The 22,183-nt window shown below is 67.4% G+C and carries 25 protein-coding genes and 1 tRNA gene; 13 read left to right on the top strand and 13 right to left on the bottom strand.

What is annotated here, in order from left to right; translation table 11 throughout:
- The first annotated feature begins 16 nt into the window (after window positions 1–16).
- Window positions 17–1,009, top strand: a complete 993-nt coding sequence (locus AB4879_RS26910; protein WP_370510020.1) for a TerC family protein — start codon at window positions 17–19, stop codon at window positions 1,007–1,009.
- On the opposite strand, the gene AB4879_RS26905 is transcribed toward AB4879_RS26910, so the two are convergent.
- From AB4879_RS26905 to AB4879_RS26880, 6 genes are all read right to left on the bottom strand, one after another.
- Window positions 1,006–1,539, bottom strand: coding sequence for a hypothetical protein (locus tag AB4879_RS26905; protein WP_370510019.1), 534 nt, complete (start codon window positions 1,537–1,539; stop codon window positions 1,006–1,008). The genes AB4879_RS26910 and AB4879_RS26905 overlap by 4 nt on opposite strands.
- Before the next feature lies 1 nt (window position 1,540).
- Window positions 1,541–2,878, bottom strand: a complete 1,338-nt coding sequence (locus tag AB4879_RS26900) for a molybdopterin-dependent oxidoreductase (RefSeq protein WP_370510017.1) — start codon at window positions 2,876–2,878, stop codon at window positions 1,541–1,543.
- 107 nt (window positions 2,879–2,985) lie between these two features.
- Window positions 2,986–3,225 carry an anti-sigma factor gene (locus AB4879_RS26895; RefSeq protein WP_370510016.1) on the bottom strand — a complete coding sequence of 80 codons (240 nt, stop codon included), beginning with the start codon at window positions 3,223–3,225 and terminating at the stop codon, window positions 2,986–2,988.
- Entirely contained in the window at window positions 3,222–3,857 is a 636-nt protein-coding gene (locus tag AB4879_RS26890) for an RNA polymerase sigma factor (RefSeq protein ID WP_370510015.1), read from the bottom strand. The genes AB4879_RS26895 and AB4879_RS26890 overlap by 4 nt, the downstream gene beginning before the upstream one ends.
- 20 nt (window positions 3,858–3,877) lie before the next feature.
- Window positions 3,878–4,594, bottom strand: a complete 717-nt coding sequence (locus AB4879_RS26885; RefSeq protein ID WP_370510014.1) for a flavodoxin family protein — start codon at window positions 4,592–4,594, stop codon at window positions 3,878–3,880.
- 68 nt (window positions 4,595–4,662) lie between these two features.
- A complete protein-coding gene (locus tag AB4879_RS26880) occupies window positions 4,663–5,562 on the bottom strand; it encodes a LysR family transcriptional regulator (RefSeq protein ID WP_370510013.1) in 900 nt (299 codons plus the stop codon).
- A gap of 66 nt (window positions 5,563–5,628) precedes the next feature.
- On the opposite strand from AB4879_RS26880, the gene AB4879_RS26875 reads away from it, so the two are divergent.
- Entirely contained in the window at window positions 5,629–6,300 is a 672-nt protein-coding gene (locus AB4879_RS26875) for an O-methyltransferase (protein ID WP_370510012.1), read from the top strand.
- Window positions 6,301–6,306: 6 nt separating this feature from the next.
- Here the strand turns inward: AB4879_RS26875 and AB4879_RS26870 are convergent.
- Window positions 6,307–6,392, bottom strand: a tRNA-Leu gene (locus tag AB4879_RS26870).
- Window positions 6,393–6,551: 159 nt separating this feature from the next.
- Complete coding sequence (locus AB4879_RS26865) at window positions 6,552–7,241, bottom strand: sensor domain-containing protein (RefSeq protein ID WP_370510011.1); 690 nt, start codon at window positions 7,239–7,241, stop codon at window positions 6,552–6,554.
- A 96-nt stretch (window positions 7,242–7,337) separates the two neighbouring features.
- On the opposite strand from AB4879_RS26865, the gene AB4879_RS26860 reads away from it, so the two are divergent.
- The 4 genes from AB4879_RS26860 to AB4879_RS26845 are packed head-to-tail and all read left to right on the top strand — an operon-like array spanning window position 7,338 to window position 11,754.
- The gene (locus tag AB4879_RS26860) at window positions 7,338–8,681 is read left to right on the top strand and encodes a M20/M25/M40 family metallo-hydrolase (protein ID WP_102809007.1); all 1,344 of its coding nucleotides are present in this window, start codon (window positions 7,338–7,340) and stop codon (window positions 8,679–8,681) included.
- Between the two features lie 22 nt (window positions 8,682–8,703).
- Window positions 8,704–9,234 (top strand): YbhB/YbcL family Raf kinase inhibitor-like protein, encoded by a 531-nt coding sequence (locus AB4879_RS26855; protein WP_102809008.1) that lies wholly within the window; start codon window positions 8,704–8,706, stop codon window positions 9,232–9,234.
- On the top strand, window positions 9,194–10,708 hold the full coding sequence (locus tag AB4879_RS26850; protein WP_370510010.1) for an alpha/beta hydrolase: 1,515 nt from the start codon (window positions 9,194–9,196) through the stop codon (window positions 10,706–10,708). The genes AB4879_RS26855 and AB4879_RS26850 overlap by 41 nt, the downstream gene beginning before the upstream one ends.
- On the top strand, window positions 10,702–11,754 hold the full coding sequence (locus AB4879_RS26845; protein WP_370510009.1) for a hypothetical protein: 1,053 nt from the start codon (window positions 10,702–10,704) through the stop codon (window positions 11,752–11,754). The genes AB4879_RS26850 and AB4879_RS26845 overlap by 7 nt, the downstream gene beginning before the upstream one ends.
- On the opposite strand, the gene AB4879_RS26840 is transcribed toward AB4879_RS26845, so the two are convergent.
- From AB4879_RS26840 to AB4879_RS26830, 3 genes are read right to left on the bottom strand one after another with little or no spacing between them, the layout of a single operon-like run.
- Window positions 11,712–12,806 carry a quinone-dependent dihydroorotate dehydrogenase gene (locus tag AB4879_RS26840; RefSeq protein WP_370510008.1) on the bottom strand — a complete coding sequence of 365 codons (1,095 nt, stop codon included), beginning with the start codon at window positions 12,804–12,806 and terminating at the stop codon, window positions 11,712–11,714. The genes AB4879_RS26845 and AB4879_RS26840 overlap by 43 nt on opposite strands.
- Window positions 12,806–13,060: a DUF5703 family protein gene (locus AB4879_RS26835; RefSeq protein WP_102809011.1), complete on the bottom strand. Its 255-nt coding sequence runs from the start codon at window positions 13,058–13,060 to the stop codon at window positions 12,806–12,808. The genes AB4879_RS26840 and AB4879_RS26835 overlap by 1 nt, the downstream gene beginning before the upstream one ends.
- Complete coding sequence (locus tag AB4879_RS26830) at window positions 13,057–14,025, bottom strand: YncE family protein (protein ID WP_370510007.1); 969 nt, start codon at window positions 14,023–14,025, stop codon at window positions 13,057–13,059. The genes AB4879_RS26835 and AB4879_RS26830 overlap by 4 nt, the downstream gene beginning before the upstream one ends.
- 204 nt (window positions 14,026–14,229) lie before the next feature.
- On the opposite strand from AB4879_RS26830, the gene AB4879_RS26825 reads away from it, so the two are divergent.
- The 7 genes from AB4879_RS26825 to mshC all read left to right on the top strand — a co-directional run bounded on the left by AB4879_RS26825 (window position 14,230) and on the right by mshC (window position 19,733).
- Window positions 14,230–14,541 (top strand): hypothetical protein, encoded by a 312-nt coding sequence (locus AB4879_RS26825; protein ID WP_370510006.1) that lies wholly within the window; start codon window positions 14,230–14,232, stop codon window positions 14,539–14,541.
- Between the two features lie 46 nt (window positions 14,542–14,587).
- On the top strand, window positions 14,588–15,421 hold the full coding sequence (locus tag AB4879_RS26820) for an undecaprenyl-diphosphate phosphatase (protein ID WP_370510233.1): 834 nt from the start codon (window positions 14,588–14,590) through the stop codon (window positions 15,419–15,421).
- On the top strand, window positions 15,418–16,110 hold the full coding sequence (locus AB4879_RS26815) for a histidine phosphatase family protein (RefSeq protein ID WP_370510005.1): 693 nt from the start codon (window positions 15,418–15,420) through the stop codon (window positions 16,108–16,110). Before AB4879_RS26820 ends, AB4879_RS26815 begins: the two co-directional genes overlap by 4 nt.
- A 54-nt stretch (window positions 16,111–16,164) precedes the next feature.
- The gene (locus AB4879_RS26810) at window positions 16,165–16,749 is read left to right on the top strand and encodes a DUF3090 domain-containing protein (protein WP_102809014.1); all 585 of its coding nucleotides are present in this window, start codon (window positions 16,165–16,167) and stop codon (window positions 16,747–16,749) included.
- Window positions 16,746–17,573, top strand: coding sequence for an SCO1664 family protein (locus AB4879_RS26805; protein WP_370510004.1), 828 nt, complete (start codon window positions 16,746–16,748; stop codon window positions 17,571–17,573). Before AB4879_RS26810 ends, AB4879_RS26805 begins: the two co-directional genes overlap by 4 nt.
- A 58-nt stretch (window positions 17,574–17,631) precedes the next feature.
- A complete protein-coding gene (locus tag AB4879_RS26800; RefSeq protein WP_102809016.1) occupies window positions 17,632–18,393 on the top strand; it encodes a 3'(2'),5'-bisphosphate nucleotidase CysQ in 762 nt (253 codons plus the stop codon).
- A gap of 101 nt (window positions 18,394–18,494) precedes the next feature.
- Window positions 18,495–19,733, top strand: a complete 1,239-nt coding sequence (mshC, locus tag AB4879_RS26795; RefSeq protein WP_370510003.1) for a cysteine--1-D-myo-inosityl 2-amino-2-deoxy-alpha-D-glucopyranoside ligase — start codon at window positions 18,495–18,497, stop codon at window positions 19,731–19,733.
- A 3-nt stretch (window positions 19,734–19,736) separates the two neighbouring features.
- Here mshC and AB4879_RS26790 read toward each other — a convergent pair whose 3' ends face one another.
- Together AB4879_RS26790 and AB4879_RS26785 are read right to left on the bottom strand one after the other, a co-directional pair.
- Complete coding sequence (locus AB4879_RS26790; protein ID WP_370510002.1) at window positions 19,737–20,840, bottom strand: acyl-CoA dehydrogenase family protein; 1,104 nt, start codon at window positions 20,838–20,840, stop codon at window positions 19,737–19,739.
- A gap of 13 nt (window positions 20,841–20,853) precedes the next feature.
- Window positions 20,854–22,029 (bottom strand): acyl-CoA dehydrogenase family protein, encoded by a 1,176-nt coding sequence (locus AB4879_RS26785; protein WP_370510001.1) that lies wholly within the window; start codon window positions 22,027–22,029, stop codon window positions 20,854–20,856.
- Window positions 22,030–22,183: the final 154 nt, after the last annotated feature.

The raw sequence follows: 22,183 nt of genomic DNA, 5'->3' as shown, positions 1-22,183 counted from the left end.
ACGAATAATGGATGTCATGGACATCACCGGATCGGTCTGGTTCATCACGTGCGCAGTCATCCTCGGGCTGTTCGTGTTCGACTTCTACGCCCATGTGCGGGTGCCGCACGAACCGACGTTCAAAGAGTCCGCGATCTGGTCGTCGGTGTACATCGGCCTGGCGGTGGCATTCGGGTTCGTCGTGTGGTGGCTGTGGGGTGGGACATTCGCCGGCGAGTACTTCGCCGGGTACGTCACCGAGAAAGCCCTGTCCGTCGACAACCTGTTCGTGTTCACGGTCATCATGGGCACGTTCGCGGTGCCGCGGGAATTCCAGCAGAAGCTGCTGCTGATCGGGATCGTGCTGGCGCTGGTGATGCGCGCCGGGTTCATCGCCGTCGGCGCCGCGGCCATCAGCACGTTCAGTTGGGTGTTCTACCTCTTCGGACTCTTCCTGGTGCTTACCGCGATCAAGCTCGCGAAGGAGGCCGGTCACGAGAAGGAGGTCGAGGAGAAGCGCGACAGCCGCATCATCGCCCTGGTGCGCCGCCTCGTCCCGACGACCGACACCTACGACGGCGACAAGTTCCTCACCACGGTCGACGGTAGCCGCGCCGTCACACCGATGTTGTTGGCGCTGATCGCAATCGGCTTCACCGACGTACTGTTCGCCCTCGACTCGATCCCGGCGATCTACGGGCTGACCGAGCAGCCCTACATCGTGTTCACCGCCAACGCGTTCGCCTTGATGGGGCTGCGGCAGCTGTACTTCCTGATCGGTGGTCTGCTGGACCGCCTGGTGTACCTGTCTTACGGGCTGGCGCTGATCCTGGCGTTCATCGGTGTCAAGCTGGTGCTGCACGCCTTGCACGAGAACAGCCTTCCGTTCATCAACGGCGGCGAACATGTCACGGTCCCCGAGATCTCCACGGGCATGTCGATCAGCGTGATCGGGGTGGTGCTGCTGGTGACGACGGTGGCGAGTCTGGTCAAGACGCGGGGGCGCGCGAGCACGCCTGACTCGGTCTAGGACTGGCCCGCCGGGCGGGTGCTCACAGTCGGTTTCATCGCCGCGCGTGCCACCCGGACCCCGTAGGCAACCGCGCTCGCCCCGAACAGCGCTGCCGTCAGCAGAAGCCAGCGTCCCAGATAGGGGGCCTGGGTCAAGCCGGTGGCCGCATGAAAGTTCACGGCGCCCTGCTCGATGATGCCGGGCAGGAAGACGACCAACGTCAACGCCGCACCCATCAGCGGCACTCGCACATAGTTGATCAGCGGGACGGTCGCGGTGCTGGTGATGGGGGCTGGTCGGTGACGGAGCGCGGCCACCAGAACGCGGTCGACAAGTGAATAGAGCGGAAACAAGACCAGATCATGAGCGACGATGGCGGCCGCGAACCACACCGCGATCGACTGCCACCACGTGGTGGGATTCCACAGCTGGTCAGGACCCAGCGTGACGAGAACATAAGTGAACAGGGCGAATCCGGCTGTCAACGTGAGCAGGTGGAGCGGATGCGAGCCATAGACGTCGCGGAACACCGACCTGAACGACGACATCTCACACCGTCCTGAAGTCGATCGACGTGACCCACTTGGTGCTGTGCACGCCGGGCAGGGCGGGGACGATGATGCGCGCCGGGTACCCATGATCGGGGGACAGGTCGGCACCGTTGACTTTCAACGCCAACAACGAATCCCGGGCTGACACCTGATTTCCTTGGAGCGTCGCCTGGTTGAAGCCATACCGCTCGAGCGAGCGGACGTACGCCGAGACCGGATTGGGCACCCCGACCAACACGGCCAGACTGCGCAGCGGTACCCCTGTCCAGTCCTGAGTGCTGGACCACCCCTCGACACAGGCGATCGGCAAGGTGGCGGTGTGCTGCGTCATCGCCAGCAACGCCGCACGATCGAGCACCACAGGCCGCGGTCCACCGGTCACGGTGAGCCGCCAGGCGTCGGCCGTGGCACGGGGATCGATCAGCGATGCGGCGAAGGTCTTGTTCACCTCGAAGTCATTCGGTCCGTTGCCGAGGTCCCGGCCACGCGGCAGGAGGAGCGCGAGATGCCGCGTGACCCCGCCGATCGTCTGCCCGGCGGTGATCGCGGCGATGAACACCGAGCCCGCGCCGACGAGAAGCAGTGCACCCCGACGGCTCACGGTGGCCGGTGCGGGGTCAGCGGCGACCAGCCCGTCGGGGTCCGCTGGTTCCGCACGGGTTTCGGCCACCGGGGTGGTCAGCACCTGCCGAAAAGGTAGTGACCGCAACCCGGCTCGCATCTTCGGGATTTTGATGGCGATGTGAACGAGGAATCCCGCGATGAACACCCACGCGCCGAAGTAGTGCGCGGTATAGAAGCTGAACCCGAAGATGTAGTCGTACTGGATGTTCAGGACGCCGGTCACAATTTCGAAGAGGATCCCGCCGACCAGCATGATCAGCGACAGACGTTCGATCAGCTGGGCCGGCGAGCGCGAGGGCGGCCAGGAGAAGAAGCGCGGGATCACCGACCACAACTTCGCCAGGATCACCGGGATCAGGATCAAGCCCAGCCCCACATGCAGACCTTGGGTGAGCCGATACAACCAGGACGGGTTGGTCGGCCAGTCGAATGTCGGCAGTTTCAGAAACCCGACATCGACGGGTATCGCCTGTCCGAACTGGGGGCCGTACGCGATGTACGAGAGCAGGCCGGTGATGATGACAACGGGCAGGGTGATCAGCAGCACCAAGCCGAATACCGAGGTCAACCACGGGCCGCGCAACGGGCTTCGCCACCGGCGGAGATGCCCCGCCCCGGGTGGCGGATGTTTGTCCACAGTGCGCCACAACACCTTTGGGAACCCATAACCACCCGGGTCGACGGGTGGCTCGTCGCGGTCGTCGCTGTCCATACGGACTGGAACTCCTCCGGTCGTGCGGCGCGTCAGGTGAGGCGCTGGCTGGTACGACCTTGAGTCACGCACGGAGGCCGAAGCGTTACACCGATCGGCAGAAGCGGTCAGTGCCAGTCGCGGAAAGCGTTGAGCAGCTTGGCCCGGAAGTCGGGGTCGACGTGCTCATGATCGATTCGGCCCACTGCTTCTATGGTGATCCGGAACTGCTGCAAGTAGTTCTCGCACCCGTCGCAGTCGAGCAGGTGCATGTCGAACCGTGACCTGTCCGTCGGGTCCAGCGATCCGTCGAGATACGCGGTGACGAGTTCGACCAATTCGTTGCAGTTCATGCCGTTGGCGTTCATCGCGCCTCCCGCACGTAGTCCTCGAGCGCCTGTCTGATCGCGGCGCGGCCGCGATGCAGCAGTACGCGCTGGTTGGCGACGCTGAGATCGAGCAGTTCGCACACCTCTGCAGAGTCGAACCCCAGAAGGTCGCGCAAGGTGACGACCATACGTTGGCGTTCGGGGAGCTTGTCCAATTCGCGACGTGCGAGATCGAGAAATTCCGCTCCCAACACGGAGCCTTCGGGAGTGTCGGGGAACGGGACCGGCGCCCGGTCGTCCTTCCAATGTCCGGGCCAGTCCGGGTCGCCGGCGGGACGGAATCTGCTCGAGTCGACGGTGCCTCCCGCCGCCGCCATCTCGGCATCGGAGTGCCGCCGATCTCGGACGCCGCGGGTCTTGGCGATGTTGATCATCACCGTGAAAAGCCAAGTGCGAAGCGATGATCGGCCTTCAAACTTCTCGATGCCTTTGATCAGGGCGATCCAGGTCTCCTGGACCACCTCTTCGGCCGATTCGTGGGTGCGCACATAGCCGCGGGCCACCCGCAGCATAGCGGGAGTGTAGCGGTCGACGAGCCGGGCGAAGGACATCTCGTCGCCGGCCCGCAGTGCTGCGACGAGTGCTGTCTCGTCGTCTTCCGTCCCGGGCATCGAGACGGAATGTTATCCGCTCAGCGGTATTCCGGATTGGCGAAATCAAAGCGGCAGCCCGCGTCCCAGCCCGCCCGTACATTCCCGTAGGCCGGTAGGCCACCGGCGCTGCGCAGCAACTGCGCCATATGCATCAGATTCCATGTCATGAAGGTGGTGTTGCGGTTGGTGAAGTCGTTCTCCGGGCCGCCCGAACCCGGGTCGAGGTAAGACGGTCCGGGACCTGCTTCGCCGATCCATCCGGCGTCGGCCTGCGGGGCAATGGTGTAGCCGATGTGCTGCAGGGTGTAGAGGACGTTCTGTGCGCAGTGCTTCACCCCGTCCTCGTTGCCGGTGATCAGGCACCCGCCGACCCGGCCGTAGTACAGGTATTGCCCAGCGTCGTTGAGGAGGTGTGAACCGCCGTAGAGTCGCTCGTGCACCCGTTTCATCACCGAGCTGTTGTCGCCGAGCCAGATCGGCCCGGCGAGCACCAAAATGTCTGCGGCAAGGACTTTTTCGAACACCTGCGGCCAGTCGTCGGTGGCCCATCCATGGTCACGCATGTCAGGCCATACACCGGTGGCGATGTCGTAGTCGACAGCTCGCACCACGTCGACGGCCACTCCGTGCCGAGCCATGATCGAGGTGCTGATATCGATCAACCCCTGGGTATTGCTCGGCTCGGGTGAACGTTTCAGGGTGCAGTTGATGAACAATGCGCGCAGACCCGCGAAATCGTAGCTCGGACCAGTCATCGGGGCGTTCTCCCTTCGTCACCGTCCCCACGTAGTGGGCCGGGCGGTCGACACCGTTACGCCGCTGCTCACAGCGCCTCCCGCACGCACTGCCGGAGCCAGCGATGTGCGCCGTCGGCATCGTGGCAGGGATGCCACGCCATGCTGATCGTCAGCGGGGGCAGCTCCAGCGGGATCGGGAAGCTTTTGAGGTTCAGCGCTTCGATCGCGGACTGTCCCAGTCCGGCCGGCATCATGGCGACCAGGTCGCTTCCGCGAACGAGGAACAGCCCGCCCGCGGGAGTGGGTGCACACACCGCGACGCGTCGGTGCAGGCCGTGCTCGGCGAGAAGGTCGTCGACCGGCCCGCGCAGCCGCCCGCGGCGGGAGAACACGACGTGTTCGGCATCGGCGAATCGTCGGACCGTGACACGCCGCTTCAGGAGTGGATGGCCGGCCCGGACGACGCCGACCATCCGGTCGGTGACGAGGTCCTCGACCCGGATCTCCGGGTCGAGATGACTCGTCTGTCCGATCTCGAGGTCCACGCTGCCGTCCCGCAGGGAGTGGGTGTCCTCGTGGCTTTCGCCGACGAAGCGTACGACCACGTCCGGAGCTTCAGTACGCACTCGTGTGAGGAGCCTTTCGGCGAGGGTGCTGAGCATCCCGATGTCGCCGACCTGCAACGAGAACGTGCGCGACAACCGGCGAGGTTCAACGGCTTCGGGTGGTGCGAAAAGTGTTCGGGCGCGGTCGATCACATCACGAACGTCGGCTTGCATGGCCAGCGCCCGGGGCGTCGGCGTCATCTGTCTGCCGGCTCGCACCAGCACCGGGTCGTCCAGTCGGCGCCGTAGCCGGCCGAGTGTGCGACTCATCGCCGGCGCCGAGGTGTGTAGTCGCTCGGCCGCCACACCAACGCTGCGGAACTCGAGCAGAGCGTCGAGCGCCAGCAGCAGGTTCATATCGAGGTCGTGTGTGGATTCCATTTCTGATAATCCCTACTTATCAATGATGCACTGGAGGTAATCCAGCATCGAGCATACGTTGAGGTCATGACAAACAACTCCCTGACAAACCCCGCGGTTTCGGTTGTCCTGCAACGCCTTCTGTCGAGTGAAGAGACCGGTGACGAGGCCATCATGGCGACGGTGCTCGACGCACCGCGCTCGCCGTGGGACCTCGACGCCGCCCAGCGCGCCGACATGTTCAAGGACGTCTACATGTCCGTGTCCGGCGCCGGCGGGCAGCTGCTGTATCTGCTGGCCAGGGCGATCGGCGCCCGCAACGTCATCGAATACGGCACGTCGTTCGGGGTGTCGACGATCCATCTGGCGAGCGCCGTCCGCGACAACGGCGGCGGCCGGGTGATCACCACCGAACTGCAGCAGGACAAGGCCGACGCCGCGCTGGCCAACTTCGCCGAAGCCGGTGTCGCCGACCTCATCGAGCTGCGCCGCGGCGACGCCCGCGAGACGCTCGCGGACATCCCGTGGGTCCCGGACCTGGTGCTGCTGGACGGCTGGCCGGATTTGGCGCTCGATGTCCTGCGGGTGCTGGAGCCGAACCTGCGGGCCGGCACCCCGATCCTGATCGACGACGTCACCGCCGACTTCGGCCGGGACGTGCACGGACCGCTGCTGGCTTACCTGGGTGATCACGCCAACGGCTACGCGACGATGACGTTGCCGATCGCCGACGGCATTCAGATCGCCGTCCGGCTCTAGAGAAAGTGTCCGAGGGGGGACTTGAACCCCCACGCCCGTTAATAGGGCACTAGCACCTCAAGCTAGCGCGTCTGCCATTCCGCCACTCGGACCTTCCCCTGAAGACCAGCCCAGGGGCGCTTAAGGCTAACGGATCAGTGACCCGAGTCCCAAATGAGGGCCTCACGGTTCGAATCCGTGGCCGAGCGTGACGCCAGGGTGACGCTCGCCGCCGAATCGCGCCCTGGCGTTACGGTCGGCGCGTCAGCACCTCAGGCGCTCGGCAGCCGTCCGGCGATCTGGCCGGCGATCGCGCTGGCCGCCGCAGTCGGCCCGTCCAGGCTGCATGCCTCCACATCGACCGCGACATTGCTGTGCACCGTCAAGGCGCGCTGACAGGCCCACCGCTGCGGGCTCTGCTGTACCCGTGACACCGCGAGCACGTCGCGGTCGGTGCTGGTCTGTCCCACCGACCACACCTGCGGGGGTCCGATCGGCTGGGCGTAGTTCAGCTCGCGGTTCGAGCACTCCGCCCAGCCGCGCTGCGACGCGGTGAAGAAGTCCGACGCCGCCTGCGCACTGGGGAACGACACCACCGCCTGGACGGCGTAGTGCTCCCACGCCGGGGCCGTCGGCGCCTCGCGCAGCACCTGACCGTGCACCGCGGTCGACCCGCTGCTCGAGTACACCCCCTGCTGGGCGGCACCGGCGATGGCCAGGCAGTTCACGTCGGCGAAGTGGGCGCTGTCGTTCCACGCTTTGCTCACGTCGGTGGTGACGACGACGTCGTCGCTGGCCAGCGCCGCGCCGACATCGGGTGCCGACAGCAGGAGCGCGGGCAGGGCGTCCGGGCTGGTCAGCGGCGCACGGTCGGCCGGCTGCGCAATGCCCGCAGTGACAGCAGAGCAGCCGCTGACCGACAGGCACAGCAGCGCCGCGATCGCGGGCAGGCGGGGAGTCATCCGCTAAATCAAACCCTAAATCGGCGTGTTGCGCGAGTGGTTCTTGGGAAACATGTGGTAGAGGCCGACCTCCGCGCCCCCGGTCACCCGGCGCCAGTGGTAGGAAAGGGGACTGTGACACAAGCCGTCGACGAGGTGGTTGATCTCGTCAGTTCCCTGATCCGGTTCGACACCTCCAACACCGGCGATTTGGCGACCACCAAGGGCGAGGCGGAATGTGCCCTGTGGGTGGCCGAGCAACTCAGCGCGGTCGGCTACGCCACGGAGTACGTCGAATCCGGAGCTCCGGGCCGCGGCAACGTCTTCGCCCGCCTGCCCGGCGCCGACCGCAGCCGCGGCGCACTACTGATCCACGGCCATCTCGACGTGGTGCCCGCCGAGCCCGCGGACTGGAGCGTGCACCCCTTTTCCGGGGCCATCGCCGACGGGTACGTGTGGGGCCGCGGTGCGGTCGACATGAAAGACATGTGCGGCATGATGATCGCGGTCGCCAGGCACTTCAAACGGGCCGGCATCGTGCCACCCCGAGACCTGGTGTTCGCGTTCGTCGCCGACGAGGAGCACGGCGGGACCTACGGCGCGCAGTGGCTGGTGAACAACCGGCCCGACCTGTTCGAGGGCATCACCGAAGCCATCGGTGAGGTGGGCGGCTTCTCGCTCACCGTGCCCCACAAGGACGGCGGGGAACGCCGGCTGTACCTCATCGAGACCGCGGAGAAGGGCCTGTCCTGGATGCGGCTCACCGCCCGCGGGCGCGCCGGGCACGGCTCGATGGTGCACGACGACAACGCCGTCACCGCGGTCGCCGAGGCCGTCGCCCGTCTGGGGCGGCACCAATTCCCGCTGGTGCTCACCGATTCCGTGCAGCAATTCCTCACCGCGGTCGCCGAGGAGACCGGCTACAGCTTTGATCTGGACTCGCCGGATCTCGACGGCACGATCGCCAAACTCGGCGGCATCTCGCGCATCGTCGGCGCGACCCTGCGCGACACCGCCAACCCCACCATGCTCAAGGCCGGGTACAAGGCCAACGTCATCCCGCAGACGGCCGAGGCGGTCATCGACTGCCGGGTGTTGCCCGGCCGCAAGGAAGCCTTCGAGCGGGAGATCGACGAGCTGATCGGCCCGGACGTCACCCGCGAGTGGGAACGGGACCTACCGTCGTATGAGACCACGTTCGACGGTGACCTCGTCGACGCGATGAACGACGCGCTGCTGGCCGTCGACCCGGAAGCGCGCACCGTGCCATACATGCTCTCCGGTGGAACGGATGCGAAAGCCTTTGCCCGACTGGGCATTCGGTGCTTCGGCTTCATCCCGTTGCGGCTGCCGCCCGAGCTGGACTTCGCGGCACTGTTCCACGGCGTCGACGAGCGGGTACCCGTGGACGCGCTGCACTTCGGCACCCAGGTGCTCGAACACTTCTTGAAGAACTGCTGACAACCGAAAGGAAGCCCGTCACATGGCATTTCCCTACAACCCCTACGAATTCCTGCCCCAGCTGCCCAGTTTCACCCTCACCAGCACCGACTTCGCCGACGGTGAGCCGTGGAAGAACGCTCAGGTCAGCGGCATCATGGGCGCCGGTGGTGAGGACGTCTCGCCGCAGCTGAGCTGGTCGGGATTCCCCGAGGAGACGCGCAGCTTCGCCGTCACCGTCTACGATCCGGACGCTCCGACCGCCTCCGGCTTCTGGCACTGGGCGGTGGCCAACCTCCCGGCGACCGTCACTGACCTGCCGTCCGGTGTCGGGGACGGTTCGGTGCTTCCCGGTGACGCCCTGACACTGGTCAACGACGCCGGCATCCGCCGCTTCCTGGGCGCCGCCCCGCCGCAGGGGCACGGTTACCACCGCTACTACGTGGCCGTGCACGCGGTGAAGGTGGAGAAGCTCGAGCTCACCGAGGACGCCAGCCCGGCCTACCTCGGGTTCAATCTGTTCATGAATTCCATTGCGCGCGCGGTCATTCACGGCACGTACGAGCAGAAGTAAGCTCCGCGCGGCGCTGGCAGTCGTCGCGTTGGTAGCCGGCTGCAGCACGGCGGTCGAGGGCAAGCCCCAGGCGACGACGCCGGCACTGGGTCCACCGGTGCCGGTGGCGTGGTCGCCGTGCCGCACGGCCGGCGCCGAGTGCGGCGACGTCGAGGTGCCCGTCGACTACGCCGAGACAGGCGGCGCCATCGCGCAGTTGGCGCTCATCCGATTTCCGGCGACCGGCCAGAAGATCGGTTCGCTGGTCGTCAATCCCGGCGGTCCCGGCGGGTCAGGTGTCGACGCGGCAATCAAACTGGTCAATTCGCTACCGCCGCAGGTACGTCAGCACTTCGACTTCGTCGGATTCGACCCTCGTGGAGTGGGCTCCTCGACTCCGGCGCTGTGGTGTAACTCCGACGCGGACAACGACGCGGCCCGGACCGACCCGCAAGTGGACTACAGCCCCTCGGGCGTCGCCCACATCGAGGACACCCGCAAACAGTTCGCCCAGCGCTGTGTGGACAAGACGGGCACGAAATTCCTGGCCAACGTCGGTACCGTCAACGTCGCCCGGGACCTCGATCGCATCCGGGTTGCCCTCGGCGACGAGAAACTGACCTACCTCGGGTACTCGTATGGCACCGAGATCGGTGCAACCTATGCCGAGGCCTATCCCGACAAGGTGCGGGCGATGATTCTCGACGGTGCGGTGGACCCCGACGCCGATCCGATCCAGGCCGCCGTCGATCAGGCCGCGGCGTTCCAGAAGGCATTCAACGATTTCGCGGCGGACTGCGCCGGCGACGGCGGCTGCCCGCTCGGCGCCGACCCCGCCAAGGCCGTTGACGTCTACCACGAGCTGGTGGATCCGCTGGTCGCCGCCCCCGCGGGGACCGATGATCCGCGGGGGCTGGGTTACAGCGACGCGTTGACCGGGACGATGATGGCGCTGTACTCACCGAAGATGTGGACGACTCTGAGTCGCGGCCTGGCCGAACTGGCTCAGGGGCGTGGCGACATTCTGCTCACGCTGGCCGACGCGTACCTGGGCCGTGACGACCAGGGTCACTACCTGAACACCAACGACGTTCAGACCGCGGTGAATTGCGTCGACGTGCCACCCAACACCGACCGGGCCAAAGCCGCCGACAAGGACCGGCAGCTGCGACAGGTGGCACCGTTCGGTACCTACGGGCCGTTCACCGGCAACGCGCCCCTCGACGTGTGTGCGTTCTGGCCGGTGCCGCCGTCCAGTGGGCCGCACACGGTGTCCGCGCCGGGCCTTCCGCCCGTGCTGGTGGTCTCCACCACCGGCGATCCGGCCACGCCCTATCAAGCCGGCGTCGAGCTCGCCAGACAGCTCGGGGGAGTGCTGCTGACGTTCGACGGCACCCAACACACCACGGTGTTTCGGGGCGAACCCTGTGTCGATTCCTATGCGGCGGCGTACCTGATCGACCTCACCCTTCCACCAAAGGACGCTCGGTGCTGACAGTGCACAGACTCTTCGCCACGGTGGCAGCCGCCGCGGTCGTGGCCGGATGTGGTTCTGGCGCAACCACTACGCCCCCGGCCAGTAGCCAGAGGGACGCGACGTACGACGCTTACCGGCAGAGCTACACCGTGCCGTGGGTGGGGTCGCCGGACTTCGCGAACCTGCGAACCACACTCAAGGTCGATGCGTCGGTCAACGGTGGCCCGGTGTCGCCGTTCACGGTGGACACCGGGTCGGTGGGCGTGGTGGTACCGGCCTCGGAAGTGCCGAATATTCCGGCCGACTCGCCGCCCGGCAGCCTCACCTACAGCTCGAGCGGGTTGGAGCTGACCGGAGTGTGGGTGCCGGCATCGGTGTCGTTCCCGCAGGCCGTCGACGCCACCGGTGCCGGCGTGGCAGCGCAGGCAGCAGTGCCGGTGCTGGCGGTGACCAGCTCGAGATGCCTTGGCGGCGGCGTGAATTCGGGCCGCTGCACGGCGGTGATCCCGCACATGCTGGGCGTCGGCTTCGGTCGCGGAAACACCGCCCGCGCCGCGCCCACCCACAACCCGTTCCTGAACCTCACCGCGATGACGGCAGGGACGATGCGGCGCGGGTACCTGATCGGCCGGGCCGGCCTGTCGCTGGGCCTGACCGCCGCCAACGTCACCGGATCGTGGACCATGCAGCAGCTGACCAGTGCCGGCTCCCCGGCGGAGGGGCCCCACAACGACTGGCTGACCCCGACGGGCGGCTTCCAATCAGGCTCAGGGCCAATGCATTCCGGCAAGGTTCTGGTCGACACCGGTCTGCTGGACATGATCGTGGAGGCCGACGATCTGCCGTCGAGTGGGACCGTGCCGGTCGGCACCGCGATGACGATCACGGTGGGCGATCTGCGCTACAGCTTCGCGGTCGGCGACGGCGGACCGCAGACGCCGACCGCGGTGCACCGCGCGCCCGCCCGAAACGGCACGTTCGTGAACACCGGGCTGCGGGCACTGGGCCACTACGACCTGCTCTACGACGCGGACGGCGGAATCTTGGGATTGCGCCCGGAGTGAGCCGACCCGACGGCCTCCGCCAGCGATGAGAAGCCGCCGGCGTGCAGTCGGGCGGCGATGCCGTCGTGAATCTCCTTGGCCCACAAGCCGCCGCCGTAGATGAACCCGGTGTAGCCCTGCAGCAGGGACGCCCCGGACGTGATGCGCTCCCAGGCGTCGTCGGCGGTCTCGATGCCGCCCACACTGATCAGCACCAGGTCGTTGCCGACCCGGCTGTACAACCGCCGCAGGATCTCCAGGGACCGGCGCGCCACCGGCGGTCCGGAAATGCCGCCCGGGCCCAGCTCGTCGACGCCGGGAGTGCGCAGGCCGGCGCGCGAGACCGTGGTGTTGGTGGCGACGATGCCGGCCAGCCCCAGCTCGACGGCCAGATCGGCGACCGCGTCGACGTCCTCGTCGGACAGGTCCGGCGCGATCTTGACCAGGACGGGGGCCGAGGTCTCGGCCAGCACCGCCGACAGGATCGGGCGCAGCGATTCGACGGCCTGCAGGTCACGCAGTCCGGGCGTGTTCGGGGAGCTGACGTTGACCACCAGGTAGTCGGCCAGCGGGCCGAGTAGCCGCGCGCTGGCGCGGTAATCGTCGGCGGCCAGCTCGGGCGGGGTGATCTTCGACTTGCCGATGTTGACCCCGATCGGCGAGTCGGGCCGGTAGCGGGCCAGCTGCAGAGCCAACCGTCCGGCGCCGTGGTTGTTGAAGCCCATCCGGTTGAGCAGGGCCCGGTCCTCGGGAAGGCGGAACAGCCGCGGCAACGGATTGCCCGGCTGAGCACTCGCGGTCACCGTGCCGACCTCCGCGTAGCCGAATCCCAGCGCGTCCCAGGTCTTCAGCCCGAGGCCGTCCTTGTCGAACCCGGCGGCCAAGCCCATCGGACCGGGGAACCGCACCCCGAACACGGTGCTGGCCAACACCGGATCGCGGGGTGCGAGCCTGCGGCGCAACGGTCCGCGGGTGGCGTTGGTGGCCGTGACGGCGCGCAGCGAGCCGAACACGAACGTGTGGATGCGTTCGGCCGGCACCAGGAAGAATGCCCGCCGCAGCGCGTCGTACATCACAGCTCGGGCTGATCGGTGATCTGGCCGTTGATTCGAGATTTCTTGCGTCGCAAGAGGATTCGACGGCTGCCGTCGGTGTAGAGGCGCACCCGGGTCAACTCCCAGCCCCGGTACTCGGCTTCGATCGACAGTCGGGTCGACGCGCTGATGCGGGTGACGTCGGGCGGCAACCGCAGCGGAATCCACTCGTAGTCATCGGAGAGTTCGACTTCCCAACTCGCCGGCATCCGGCCGCGGTAGGCCGCGCTCACCGGGCGCCCGCCGCATTGCGGATAACCTGCACACCCGCGCCGGCGCCCGACACCACATAGAGCGTGTCGGAGTTGTCGTCGAAAGCCAGCGAGTTCGGTTGCTGCACGGTCGGGTAACGCACTTTCTCCACAGGAATACCAGTCGTCAAATCGTAACCAACAACCATGTTCGACGCGGTCTGCGAAACCCAGGCCAGATTGCGTGATCCGGCCAGCCCGTACGGCGCATCCGGAACCGGGTAGGCCTGCCGCTCGATTAGCGGATCGACACCGAACACCAGCAGTTGTCCGCCGCGGGTGTCGGTCACCAGGACACGGCCCAGCGGGTCGGCCACCATCGTGGTGGCGCCCAAGCCGGCGCGCAGGGCCTGCTGGGTGCGGCCCTCGGCGTTCAGTGAGGTCACCGAGGTCTGACCGCGGTCGAGAACCACGGCATTGTTGCCCTCGGCGACCACGGCGTCCACCCGCGCGAAGATCTTCACCTTCTCGGCGACCGCGGTGTCCGATCCCAGGGTGTAGGCGGTTCCGTCGGCGCTGCCGAGCACCAGCCGACCGTCCGCGCGGCGGGCGATCGCGGTGAAGTCGGTGTCGGTCTCCTCGTTGATCGACACCGGACTGGCCGTGCCCGCGGCCAGATCGACGGTGACATAGCCACCTCGGGTGGACAGGAACGCCGAGCCCTGTCCGTCGCCGGTGATCGCGGTGGCCGGACCGGGCAGGGTGAGCTCGCGCGGAACGCCGCTGGAGTTGAACATCGTCAGTGTCGCGGCGGCCTGGGGGTCGGCGCCCGGGGTCAAAACAGCCAGTGACCCGGTGCGATCGTCGAAGATCGCGGCCTCGGGATTTCCGCCGAGCGGCAGAATCTCACCGGCGGGGCGGGTGGCCGGCGGCGGGGACGCCGCGGGAGCGGCCGGCTCGATCGTCGGAGGCGGCGCTGCCAGCGGATTGGTCGAGCAACCGGCCATGACGGTGGCGCAGGCCAATAAGATGGCGGTTGACCTGCGCAAACCGGCGCGGTTTACGATTTTTGCCAACGGGTAGCCCCCGGTTGTGTTCAAGATCGAGCGACCGAATCGCCCACTGTCGATCAGGAAGTCTAGGCGGGCGGGAGGAAGACAAAATGGTCAGATTGTCTTCTCAAGTCCCGTAACTCGCGTTATGGTGACCTCATGACGCTGGCCGTGACTCGGGATTCCGATAGGCGAGAGTTCGCTATCGAGGACATCTCCACTGGTGTGTTCGCCAGTGGTTTCGGCCATCTCGGGGACGGTCGCAGTTTCTCGTTCCAGATCCGTCGGGGGCAGCTCCTGGTGGAGGTCTATCACCCGCGGTTGGCCGGTCCGGTGCCGCTCGAGGAGGACGTGGTCGCCACGGCGGCCCGGAGCCTCACCGACTTCGATATCGACGACGAGCGCAGCCTGACCGCCGCCGTGCGGGACGCGGTCGCGCACGCTGCGCCGGTAGCCCGCCCTTCACGCTGAACCACCAGCTCTATCCAGTACGGTCGGCGACGTGAGTGTCGCGTCGATGTCGTGGTTGCAGGTCGTCGTCCTGTCGATCGTCCAGGGTCTGACCGAGTTCTTGCCGATCTCGTCGTCGAGCCACCTCGCGATCGTGTCGAGGGTCTTCTTCTCCGCCGACGCCGGTGCGTCGTTCACGGCGGTGTCCCAGCTGGGCACCGAAGCCGCCGTGGTCATCTACTTCGCCCGCGACATCTGGCGGATACTCAAGGCCTGGTTCAACGGGCTCTTCGTCAAGGCTCACCGGGACAACATCGATTACCGGATGGGCTGGTACGTCATCATCGGCACACTGCCGATCGTGGCGATCGGCCTGGCGTTCAAGGACGCGATCCGCGGTGAGGTTCGCAATCTCTGGGTGATCGCCACCGCGATGCTGGTCTTCTCGGCCGTGATCGCCGCTGCCGAGTACTTCGGGAAGCAGACCCGCCACCTGGAGCAACTGACGTGGAAGGACGGCCTGACAGTCGGCGTGGCCCAGTGCCTGGCCCTGGTGCCGGGGGTGTCCCGGTCCGGTTCGACGATCAGTGCCGGCCTGTTCCTCGGGCTTGATCGTCCGCTCGCGGCGAGATTTGGCTTCCTGCTTGGCATTCCGGCCGTGCTGGCCTCCGGCATCTTCTCGCTTCCCGATGCTTTCCATCCGGTGACCGAAGGAATGAGCGCCACGGGGCCGCAATTGCTGGTGTCGGTGGTCATCACGTTCGTCGTCGGCTACGTGGCGATCGCCTGGCTGCTGCGCTTCGTCGCCAACCACGCCATGTACTGGTTCGTTGGCTACCGGGTGGTGCTGGCACTCGTCGTGATGGCGCTGCTGGCGTCGGGTGTGGTGGCGGCCTCTTGACCGTCATCCTGCTACGCCACGGCCGCTCGACGTCCAACACCGCGCACACGCTGGCCGGCCGGACCGAGGGTGTCGAACTCGACGACAAAGGGCAGGACCAGGCCGGCGCGCTCGTCGACCGGGTCAAGGGCCTGCCGATCAAGGCGCTCGTCCGGTCCCCGCTGCTACGCTGCCGCCTCACTCTGGAGCCGCTGGCCGCCGAACTGGACCTCGAGCCGGTGGTCGACGACCGCCTCGCCGAGGTGGACTACGGGCAGTGGACCGGCCGGGCGCTGAAGGATCTGGTGAAAGAGCCGCTGTGGGCGGTGGTTCAGCAGCAGCCCAGCGCGGCCGTCTTCCCCGACGGGGAGGGCCTGGCACAGGTTCAGGCCCGCGCGGTGGCCGCGGTACGCGAGCATGACCGCCGCCTCGCCGACGAGCACGGTCACGACGTGCTGTGGATCGCCTGTACGCACGGCGATGTGATCAAGGCTGTCGTCGCCGACGCACTCGGTGCCCATCTGGACAGCTTCCAACGGATCACCGCCGACCCGGCGTCGATGAGTGTCATCCGCTACACGCCGTTCCGCCCATTTGTCGTGCACGTCAACCACACCGGCGCCGAACTCGCGTCGGCGCTCAGCGCGCCGCCGCCCGCCGAGGGCGACAAGACCGCCGGGGACGCCGTCGTCGGTGGGACCACCGACTGACCCGGCTGCCGCCGATTACGGCTGGCTGCTTTCAGCCGGTATTTTGGACATAACATGGCCCGCGCAATTCACGTCTTCCGCACACCCGACCGCTTCGTCGCCGGGACCGTTGGGCAGCCCGGAAATCGCACGTTCTATCTCCAGGCCGTCCACGACACCCGGGTCATCTCCGTGATCCTGGAGAAACAACAGGTCGCGGTGTTGGCCGAACGTATCGGCGCGCTGCTGGTCGAGATCAACCGCCGGTTCGGCACCCCGCTGCCGCCGGAGAAGGACGTCGACGACCTGAGCCCGCTCGTCACACCGGTCGACGCGGAGTTCCGGGTCGGCACGATGGGCCTCGGGTGGGATTCCGAGGCGCAGACCGTCGTCGTCGAACTGCTGGCCGTCAGCGACGTCGAGTTCGACGCGTCAGTGGTGCTCGACGACGCCGAGGAGGGCCCCGACGCGGTGCGGGTGTTCCTCACGCCCGAGTCGGCCCGCCAGTTCGCCTCCCGCTCGACCCGGGTCATCTCGGCCGGCCGGCCGCCCTGCCCACTGTGCGACGAACCGCTGGATCCGGAAGGTCACATCTGCGTGCGCACCAACGGATATCGGCGCGGGGCGTTCGGCGAGACCGACGACGACTTCGACTCGTGACAGCCGCCGACGAGGCCTCGGCCCGCGACGCGCTGCGCTGCGGTGAGCTGACCATCCTCGGGCGGATCCGCTCGGCAAGTAATGCCACCTTCCTGTGCGAGGCCACCGGGCCCGCGGGGCCCGACCATCCGGTGCACTGCGTCTACAAACCGGTCGCCGGCGAGCAACCACTGTGGGATTTCCCGGACGGCACCCTGGCCGGCCGGGAAGTGGGCTCGTATCTGGTCTCGGCCGCACTCGGCTGGAACATCGTGCCGTACACCATCATTCGGGACGGCCCTGCCGGTCCGGGGATGGTGCAGCTGTGGGTCGATCAGCCCGGCGATAGCGACGACGCCGAATCCGAAGGACCTGACCTGGTCGACATCTGCCCGCCGGGATCCATTCCGCCTGGCTATCTTTCGGTGCTGCGCGCATACGACTACGCGGGCAACGACGTCACGCTGGTGCACGCCGACGACACGCGGCTGCGGCGGATGGCGGTGTTCGACGTGATCGTCAACAACGCCGACCGCAAGGGCGGCCACATCCTGGCCGGCATCGACGGCCGGGTGTACGGCGTCGACCACGGGGTGTCACTGCATGTCCAGGACAAGCTGCGCACCGTGCTCTGGGGCTGGGCCGGAAAGCCGATCGACGACGAGACGCTGGCGGCGATCGCCGGACTCGGCGAGCAGCTGGCCGGCCCGCTCGCCGACCAGCTACGCGAGCTCATCACCCCGGCGGAGGTGGCGGCGTTGCGGCGGCGGGTCCGGATGCTGGTCGCCGAGCCCGTCATGCCCGCACCCGATCGGCACCGGCCGATTCCCTGGCCGGCCTTCTGAGCCCTGGTCCCGCGGGGCGACCGACGGGACTGATCATGATTCGGCAATACTGACTCAGGTGAGCATGACCGACGCGGCGCTGGCCGCCGACCTCGCCGAGGAGGCCGGCCGGCTACTGCTGTCGGTACGTGACGAGGTCGGTTTCGACTTCCCGCCCGCGCTCGGAGATGCCGGCGACGTGCGCGCCAATGCCCTGATTCTGCGCAGGCTGCGTGCCGAGCGTCCCGGTGACGCCGTGCTCTCCGAAGAGGCCTACGACGACCTCAAGCGGCTTCAGGCCGACCGGGTGTGGATCATCGACCCGCTCGACGGCACCCGCGAATTCTCCATGCCCCGCCGCACCGACTGGGCGGTCCACGTGGCCCTCTGGCAGCGCACCGGCGGACCGGACGGCACCATCACCGATGCCGCCGTCGCGCTGCCTGCGATGAGCGAGGTGTATCGCTCGGACACCGTGACCGCCCCGCCGCCACCGCCGCCCGGCCCGATTCGGATCACCGCCAGCTCCAACCGCCCGCCCGCGGTGCTGTGGCGGCTGCGGGACCGCCTCGACATCGAGTTTCTGCGGATCGGATCGGCCGGCGCCAAGGCGATGGCGGTGGTGCGCGGCGACGCCGACGCCTACATCCACGCCGGCGGTCAGTGGGAGTGGGACTCGGCCGCACCCGCCGGGGTGGTGCAGGCCGCCGGTCTGCACGCCACCCGCATCGACGGGTCGCCGCTGCGCTACAACCGGCCGGACCCCTACCTGCCCGATCTGCTGATGTGCCGGGCCGACGTCGCCGACCTGCTGCTCGACGCCATGTGGCTGGCGAGTTAGGGAATCAAACCTGTCGCCGCGTTGTCTGAAGTAACGCGAGACAGCCGGTCACCACACCACCTGAGAGCGCCGTGAACAGCGAACCCCCTAGAGTCGAGGCCATGCAGTCCTGGTCGGCCGTCGACATCCCACAGCTGCCCGGTCGCGGGCCGGCCCTGCGGTTGTACGACACCGCCGACGGCCAGGTCCGTCCGACGTCGCCGGGGGAGACCGCGACGATGTACGTCTGCGGCATCACGCCCTACGACGCGACGCACCTGGGCCACGCCGCGACGTACCTGACGTTCGATCTGGTCTACCGGGTCTGGCGCGACGGCGGCCATCAGGTTCATTACGTGCAGAACATCACCGACGTCGACGACCCGCTGTTCGAACGGGCCAATCGCGACGGCGTGGACTGGCGGGAGCTGGGCGCGCGGGAGATCCAGTTGTTCCGCGAGGACATGGCCGCGTTGCGGGTACTGCCCCCGCGCGACTATGTCGCCGCCACCGACGCGATCGGCGAAGTGGTCGAGTTGGTGGAGAAGATGCTGGCGTCCGGGGCGGCGTATGTGGTCGACGACGACGAGTTCCCGGATATCTATTACCGCGCCGACGCCACCACCCAGTTCGGTTATGAATCGGGCTACGACCGCGACACGATGATGCGGCTGTTCGCCGAACGCGGCGGCGACCCGGATCGGGCGGGCAAAGCCGACCCGCTCGACGCACTGCTCTGGCGTGCAGCCCGCCCGGACGAGCCGAGCTGGCCCGCGCCGTTCGGTGCCGGACGGCCGGGGTGGCACGTGGAGTGTTCGGCGATTGCTCTGAGCCGCATCGGTTTCGGCTTCGACGTGCAGGGTGGCGGCAGCGACCTGATCTTCCCGCACCACGAGTTCTCCGCCGCGCACGGTGAATGCGTGGTCGGAGAGCGCCGGTTCGCGCGGCACTACGTGCACGCCGGGATGATCGGCTGGGACGGGCACAAGATGTCCAAGAGCCGCGGCAACCTGGTGCTGGTGTCCCGGCTGCGCGGGCAGGGGGTGGACCCGGCGGCCATCCGCCTTGGCCTGCTGGCGGGGCACTATCGCAGCGACCGGTCGTGGAGCGACACGGTGCTCGACGACGCCAACACCCGCCTGCACCGGTGGCGGTCAGCTGCGGCTTTGCCCGCCGGACCGGATTCCGCCGACGTCATCGGACGGCTGCGGCAGTACCTGGCTGATGACCTCGACACGCCCAAAGCCCTTGCCGCCATTGATGGTTGGGTCACCGATGCACTGGAATACGGTGGCCATGATGACAGCGCGCCGACCGCGGTTGCGGCCGCGGTCGACGCGCTGCTGGGCGTGTCGCTCTAGTTCCTACAGAGCGACGGCGCCGTAGCTGCCCACCTGCGAGCTGAGGAATCGCAGCTGATCGGTGGCCGACCCGAGGGTCTGGTCGATAGCGGTGAGCCGTGCGGCGTAGTGGGCCACCGGGTATTCGGCGGTCACGCCGATACCGCCGTGCATCTGGATCGACTCCTGGGCGATGTGCTTACCCGACCGTCCGATCTGCAGCTTGGCCCGGGCCGCGACCATGGGATCCAGCCGGCCGTCGCTGATGCACATCGCGGCGTAGTAGTTCATGCTGCGAGCCAGCTCGAGCGACACGTACATGTCGGCGGCACGCTGGGTGAGCGTCTGGAACGTCTTGAGCGGCACGCCGAACTGCTTGCGTGCGTTCAGATACTCCGTGGTCATCCGCAGCGATTCATCCATGGCGCCAACGGCTTCGGCGCACAGGGCCGAGGAGTAGCGGATCAGCGTTGCGTGGATGCGTTCGCTGGCATCGCCGCCGTCGCCGAGCGGCTGCGCCGGGGCGTCGGTGAAGTCGATCTCGGCGCCGCGCTGCCCGTCGAAGGTCCGGTACCCGCGGCGGGTGGTTGCCGCGGCGTCGACGAGGAACGCGCCGATGCCACCATCGGGCAGGGCGGCGGTGACGACCAGCGCATCGGCGCTGTCGCCGGCCAGGACCGGGTTCTTGCGGCCGGTGATGGTCCAGGAGTCACCGGTTTTGGTTGCGCGCGTCGACAATTCGTCAAGCCCGCGCAGGCCCTTCTCGGTGTGCGCCAACGCGAGCAGTCGCTCACCGGCGGCGACGTCGTCGAGCTGAGCGCGCTGAGAGTCGCTGCCCAGTTCGGCGATCAGGCCGCCCGGGATCAGTGCGGCCGCGGCCACCGGCTCGGGTGCCAGACGGCGGCCGAGCTCGGTCATCACGACGATGATCTCGATCTGGCCGGCTTCCTCGGGCTCGAAACCCAGTCCCAGGATGCCGATCTCGGCCAGCTGACGCCACACGTCGCGGCTCCAGCCGAGCTCGGAGTCGACGGTTTTGTTGCGGGTCTCGATGTCGTAGGTGCGGGAGAACACCTCGCGCGCGGTGTCGCGGAGCAGTTCTTGTTCGTCGGTCAAATCAAAGTTCATGGCTGGCCGTCCCTCACAGTCCCAGGATCGTCGAGGAGATGATGGTGCGCTGGACCTCGTTGCTTCCGCCGTAGATCGAGGTCTTGCGGTAGTTCAGATACTTCGGCGCGGCGTGCTGCGCCCAGAGCGGGGATTCGATATCGGCGCCGCCGTCGAACGGCAGCGCATCCGGTCCGGCCACCTCCACGGCCAGCTCGGTGACGGCCTGCTGCAACTGGCTGCCGCGCAGCTTCAGAATCGACGACGCCGGGTTCGGCTTGCCGGTGCCCTCGTCGCCGCTGACCCGCAGCTGCGTGAGTTCCAGTGCCAGCAGGTCGTTTTCGATCTCGGCGACCTTGGCGGCGAACAGTGGATCGTCGAGCAGGCTGCCCGCGCCGACCTTGGTCTGGGCGGCGTTCTCCTTGACGTCGGCGAGCCACAGCTTGGTGGTGCCGATCCGGGCGATGCCGGTGCGCTCGTTGGACAGCAGGAACTTGGCGTAGCTCCAGCCCTGGTTCTCCTCGCCGACAAGCTGATTGGCGGGCACCCGGACATCTTCGAAGAACACCTCGTTGACCTCGTAGCTGCCGTCGATCAGCTTGATCGGCCGCAGCGTGATGCCGGGGGTGTTCATCTCGACGAGGATGAAGGAGATGCCGGCCTGCTTCTTCGGGGCATCCGGGTTGGTGCGGGCCAGCACGAAGATCCAGTCGGCGTACTGGCCGAGCGTCGTCCAGGTCTTCTGGCCGTTGATGACGTAGTCGTCGCCGTCGCGCACCGCGACGGTCCGCAGCCCGGCCAGGTCGGAGCCGGCTTCGGGCTCGGAAAAGCCTTGGCACCACCAGATGTCGAGGTTCGCCGTCGGCGGCAGGAAGCGTTCCTTGATCTCCTGCGAACCGAAGTGCGCGATCACGGGCCCGACCATGCTGGCGTTGAAGGCCAGCGGCTCGGGGACGCACGCCATGCGCATCTCGTCGGCCCAGATCTGGCGCTGCAGCGGGGTCCAGTCCTTGCCGCCCCACTCCACCGGCCAGTTGGGCACACCCAACCCGGCCTTGTTCAGGATCCGCTGGGTCGTGATCGCGTCATCGGGGAAGTTCAGGCTGTCCGTGCGAGCCCGTTCGCGGATGTCGGCGGGGACTTGGGTGGTGAAGAACTCGCGGAGTTCGTCGCGGAACTTTGCGTCCTCGTCACTGAGTGCCAGCTTCACGAGCGCAACCTCGATTCTTGTTACTCGGCAGTATCTATTGCTCGATCCATTGCACGGTAGCGCAGCCCTACCAACTGGTCGGCAGGAGACCTCCCGGCGCCGCGTTTGGGCGCCTGCCTGCTACTGTCAGGGCAGTCGTACAGGGCGATCGCCC

It is taken from the genome of Mycobacterium sp. SA01, assembly GCF_041287105.1.
In the GTDB taxonomy this organism is placed as follows: domain Bacteria; phylum Actinomycetota; class Actinomycetes; order Mycobacteriales; family Mycobacteriaceae; genus Mycobacterium.
The sequence above is the reverse complement of the archived record's forward strand: the minus strand, read 5'-3'. Positions and strand labels throughout refer to the sequence as shown.

What these genes read in the sequence shown, in the direction of transcription:
- AB4879_RS26880 (WP_370510013.1), bottom strand. Translation starts at nt 5,562, where the DNA reads ATGGAATCCACACACGACCTCGATATGAACCTGCTGCTGGCGCTCGAC.
- AB4879_RS26820 (WP_370510233.1), top strand. Translation starts at nt 14,588, where the DNA reads ATGTCGTGGTTGCAGGTCGTCGTCCTGTCGATCGTCCAGGGTCTGACC.
- mshC (WP_370510003.1), top strand. Translation starts at nt 18,495, where the DNA reads ATGCAGTCCTGGTCGGCCGTCGACATCCCACAGCTGCCCGGTCGCGGG.
- AB4879_RS26855 (WP_102809008.1), top strand. Translation starts at nt 8,704, where the DNA reads ATGGCATTTCCCTACAACCCCTACGAATTCCTGCCCCAGCTGCCCAGT.
- AB4879_RS26885 (WP_370510014.1), bottom strand. Translation starts at nt 4,594, where the DNA reads ATGACTGGTCCGAGCTACGATTTCGCGGGTCTGCGCGCATTGTTCATC.
- AB4879_RS26865 (WP_370510011.1), bottom strand. Translation starts at nt 7,241, where the DNA reads ATGACTCCCCGCCTGCCCGCGATCGCGGCGCTGCTGTGCCTGTCGGTC.
- AB4879_RS26830 (WP_370510007.1), bottom strand. Translation starts at nt 14,025, where the DNA reads ATGGCCGGTTGCTCGACCAATCCGCTGGCAGCGCCGCCTCCGACGATC.
- AB4879_RS26810 (WP_102809014.1), top strand. Translation starts at nt 16,165, where the DNA reads ATGGCCCGCGCAATTCACGTCTTCCGCACACCCGACCGCTTCGTCGCC.
- AB4879_RS26840 (WP_370510008.1), bottom strand. Translation starts at nt 12,806, where the DNA reads ATGTACGACGCGCTGCGGCGGGCATTCTTCCTGGTGCCGGCCGAACGC.
- AB4879_RS26910 (WP_370510020.1), top strand. Translation starts at nt 17, where the DNA reads ATGGACATCACCGGATCGGTCTGGTTCATCACGTGCGCAGTCATCCTC.
- AB4879_RS26900 (WP_370510017.1), bottom strand. Translation starts at nt 2,878, where the DNA reads ATGGACAGCGACGACCGCGACGAGCCACCCGTCGACCCGGGTGGTTAT.
- AB4879_RS26825 (WP_370510006.1), top strand. Translation starts at nt 14,230, where the DNA reads ATGACGCTGGCCGTGACTCGGGATTCCGATAGGCGAGAGTTCGCTATC.
- AB4879_RS26875 (WP_370510012.1), top strand. Translation starts at nt 5,629, where the DNA reads ATGACAAACAACTCCCTGACAAACCCCGCGGTTTCGGTTGTCCTGCAA.
- AB4879_RS26790 (WP_370510002.1), bottom strand. Translation starts at nt 20,840, where the DNA reads ATGAACTTTGATTTGACCGACGAACAAGAACTGCTCCGCGACACCGCG.
- AB4879_RS26905 (WP_370510019.1), bottom strand. Translation starts at nt 1,539, where the DNA reads ATGTCGTCGTTCAGGTCGGTGTTCCGCGACGTCTATGGCTCGCATCCG.
- AB4879_RS26890 (WP_370510015.1), bottom strand. Translation starts at nt 3,857, where the DNA reads ATGCCCGGGACGGAAGACGACGAGACAGCACTCGTCGCAGCACTGCGG.
- AB4879_RS26895 (WP_370510016.1), bottom strand. Translation starts at nt 3,225, where the DNA reads ATGAACGCCAACGGCATGAACTGCAACGAATTGGTCGAACTCGTCACC.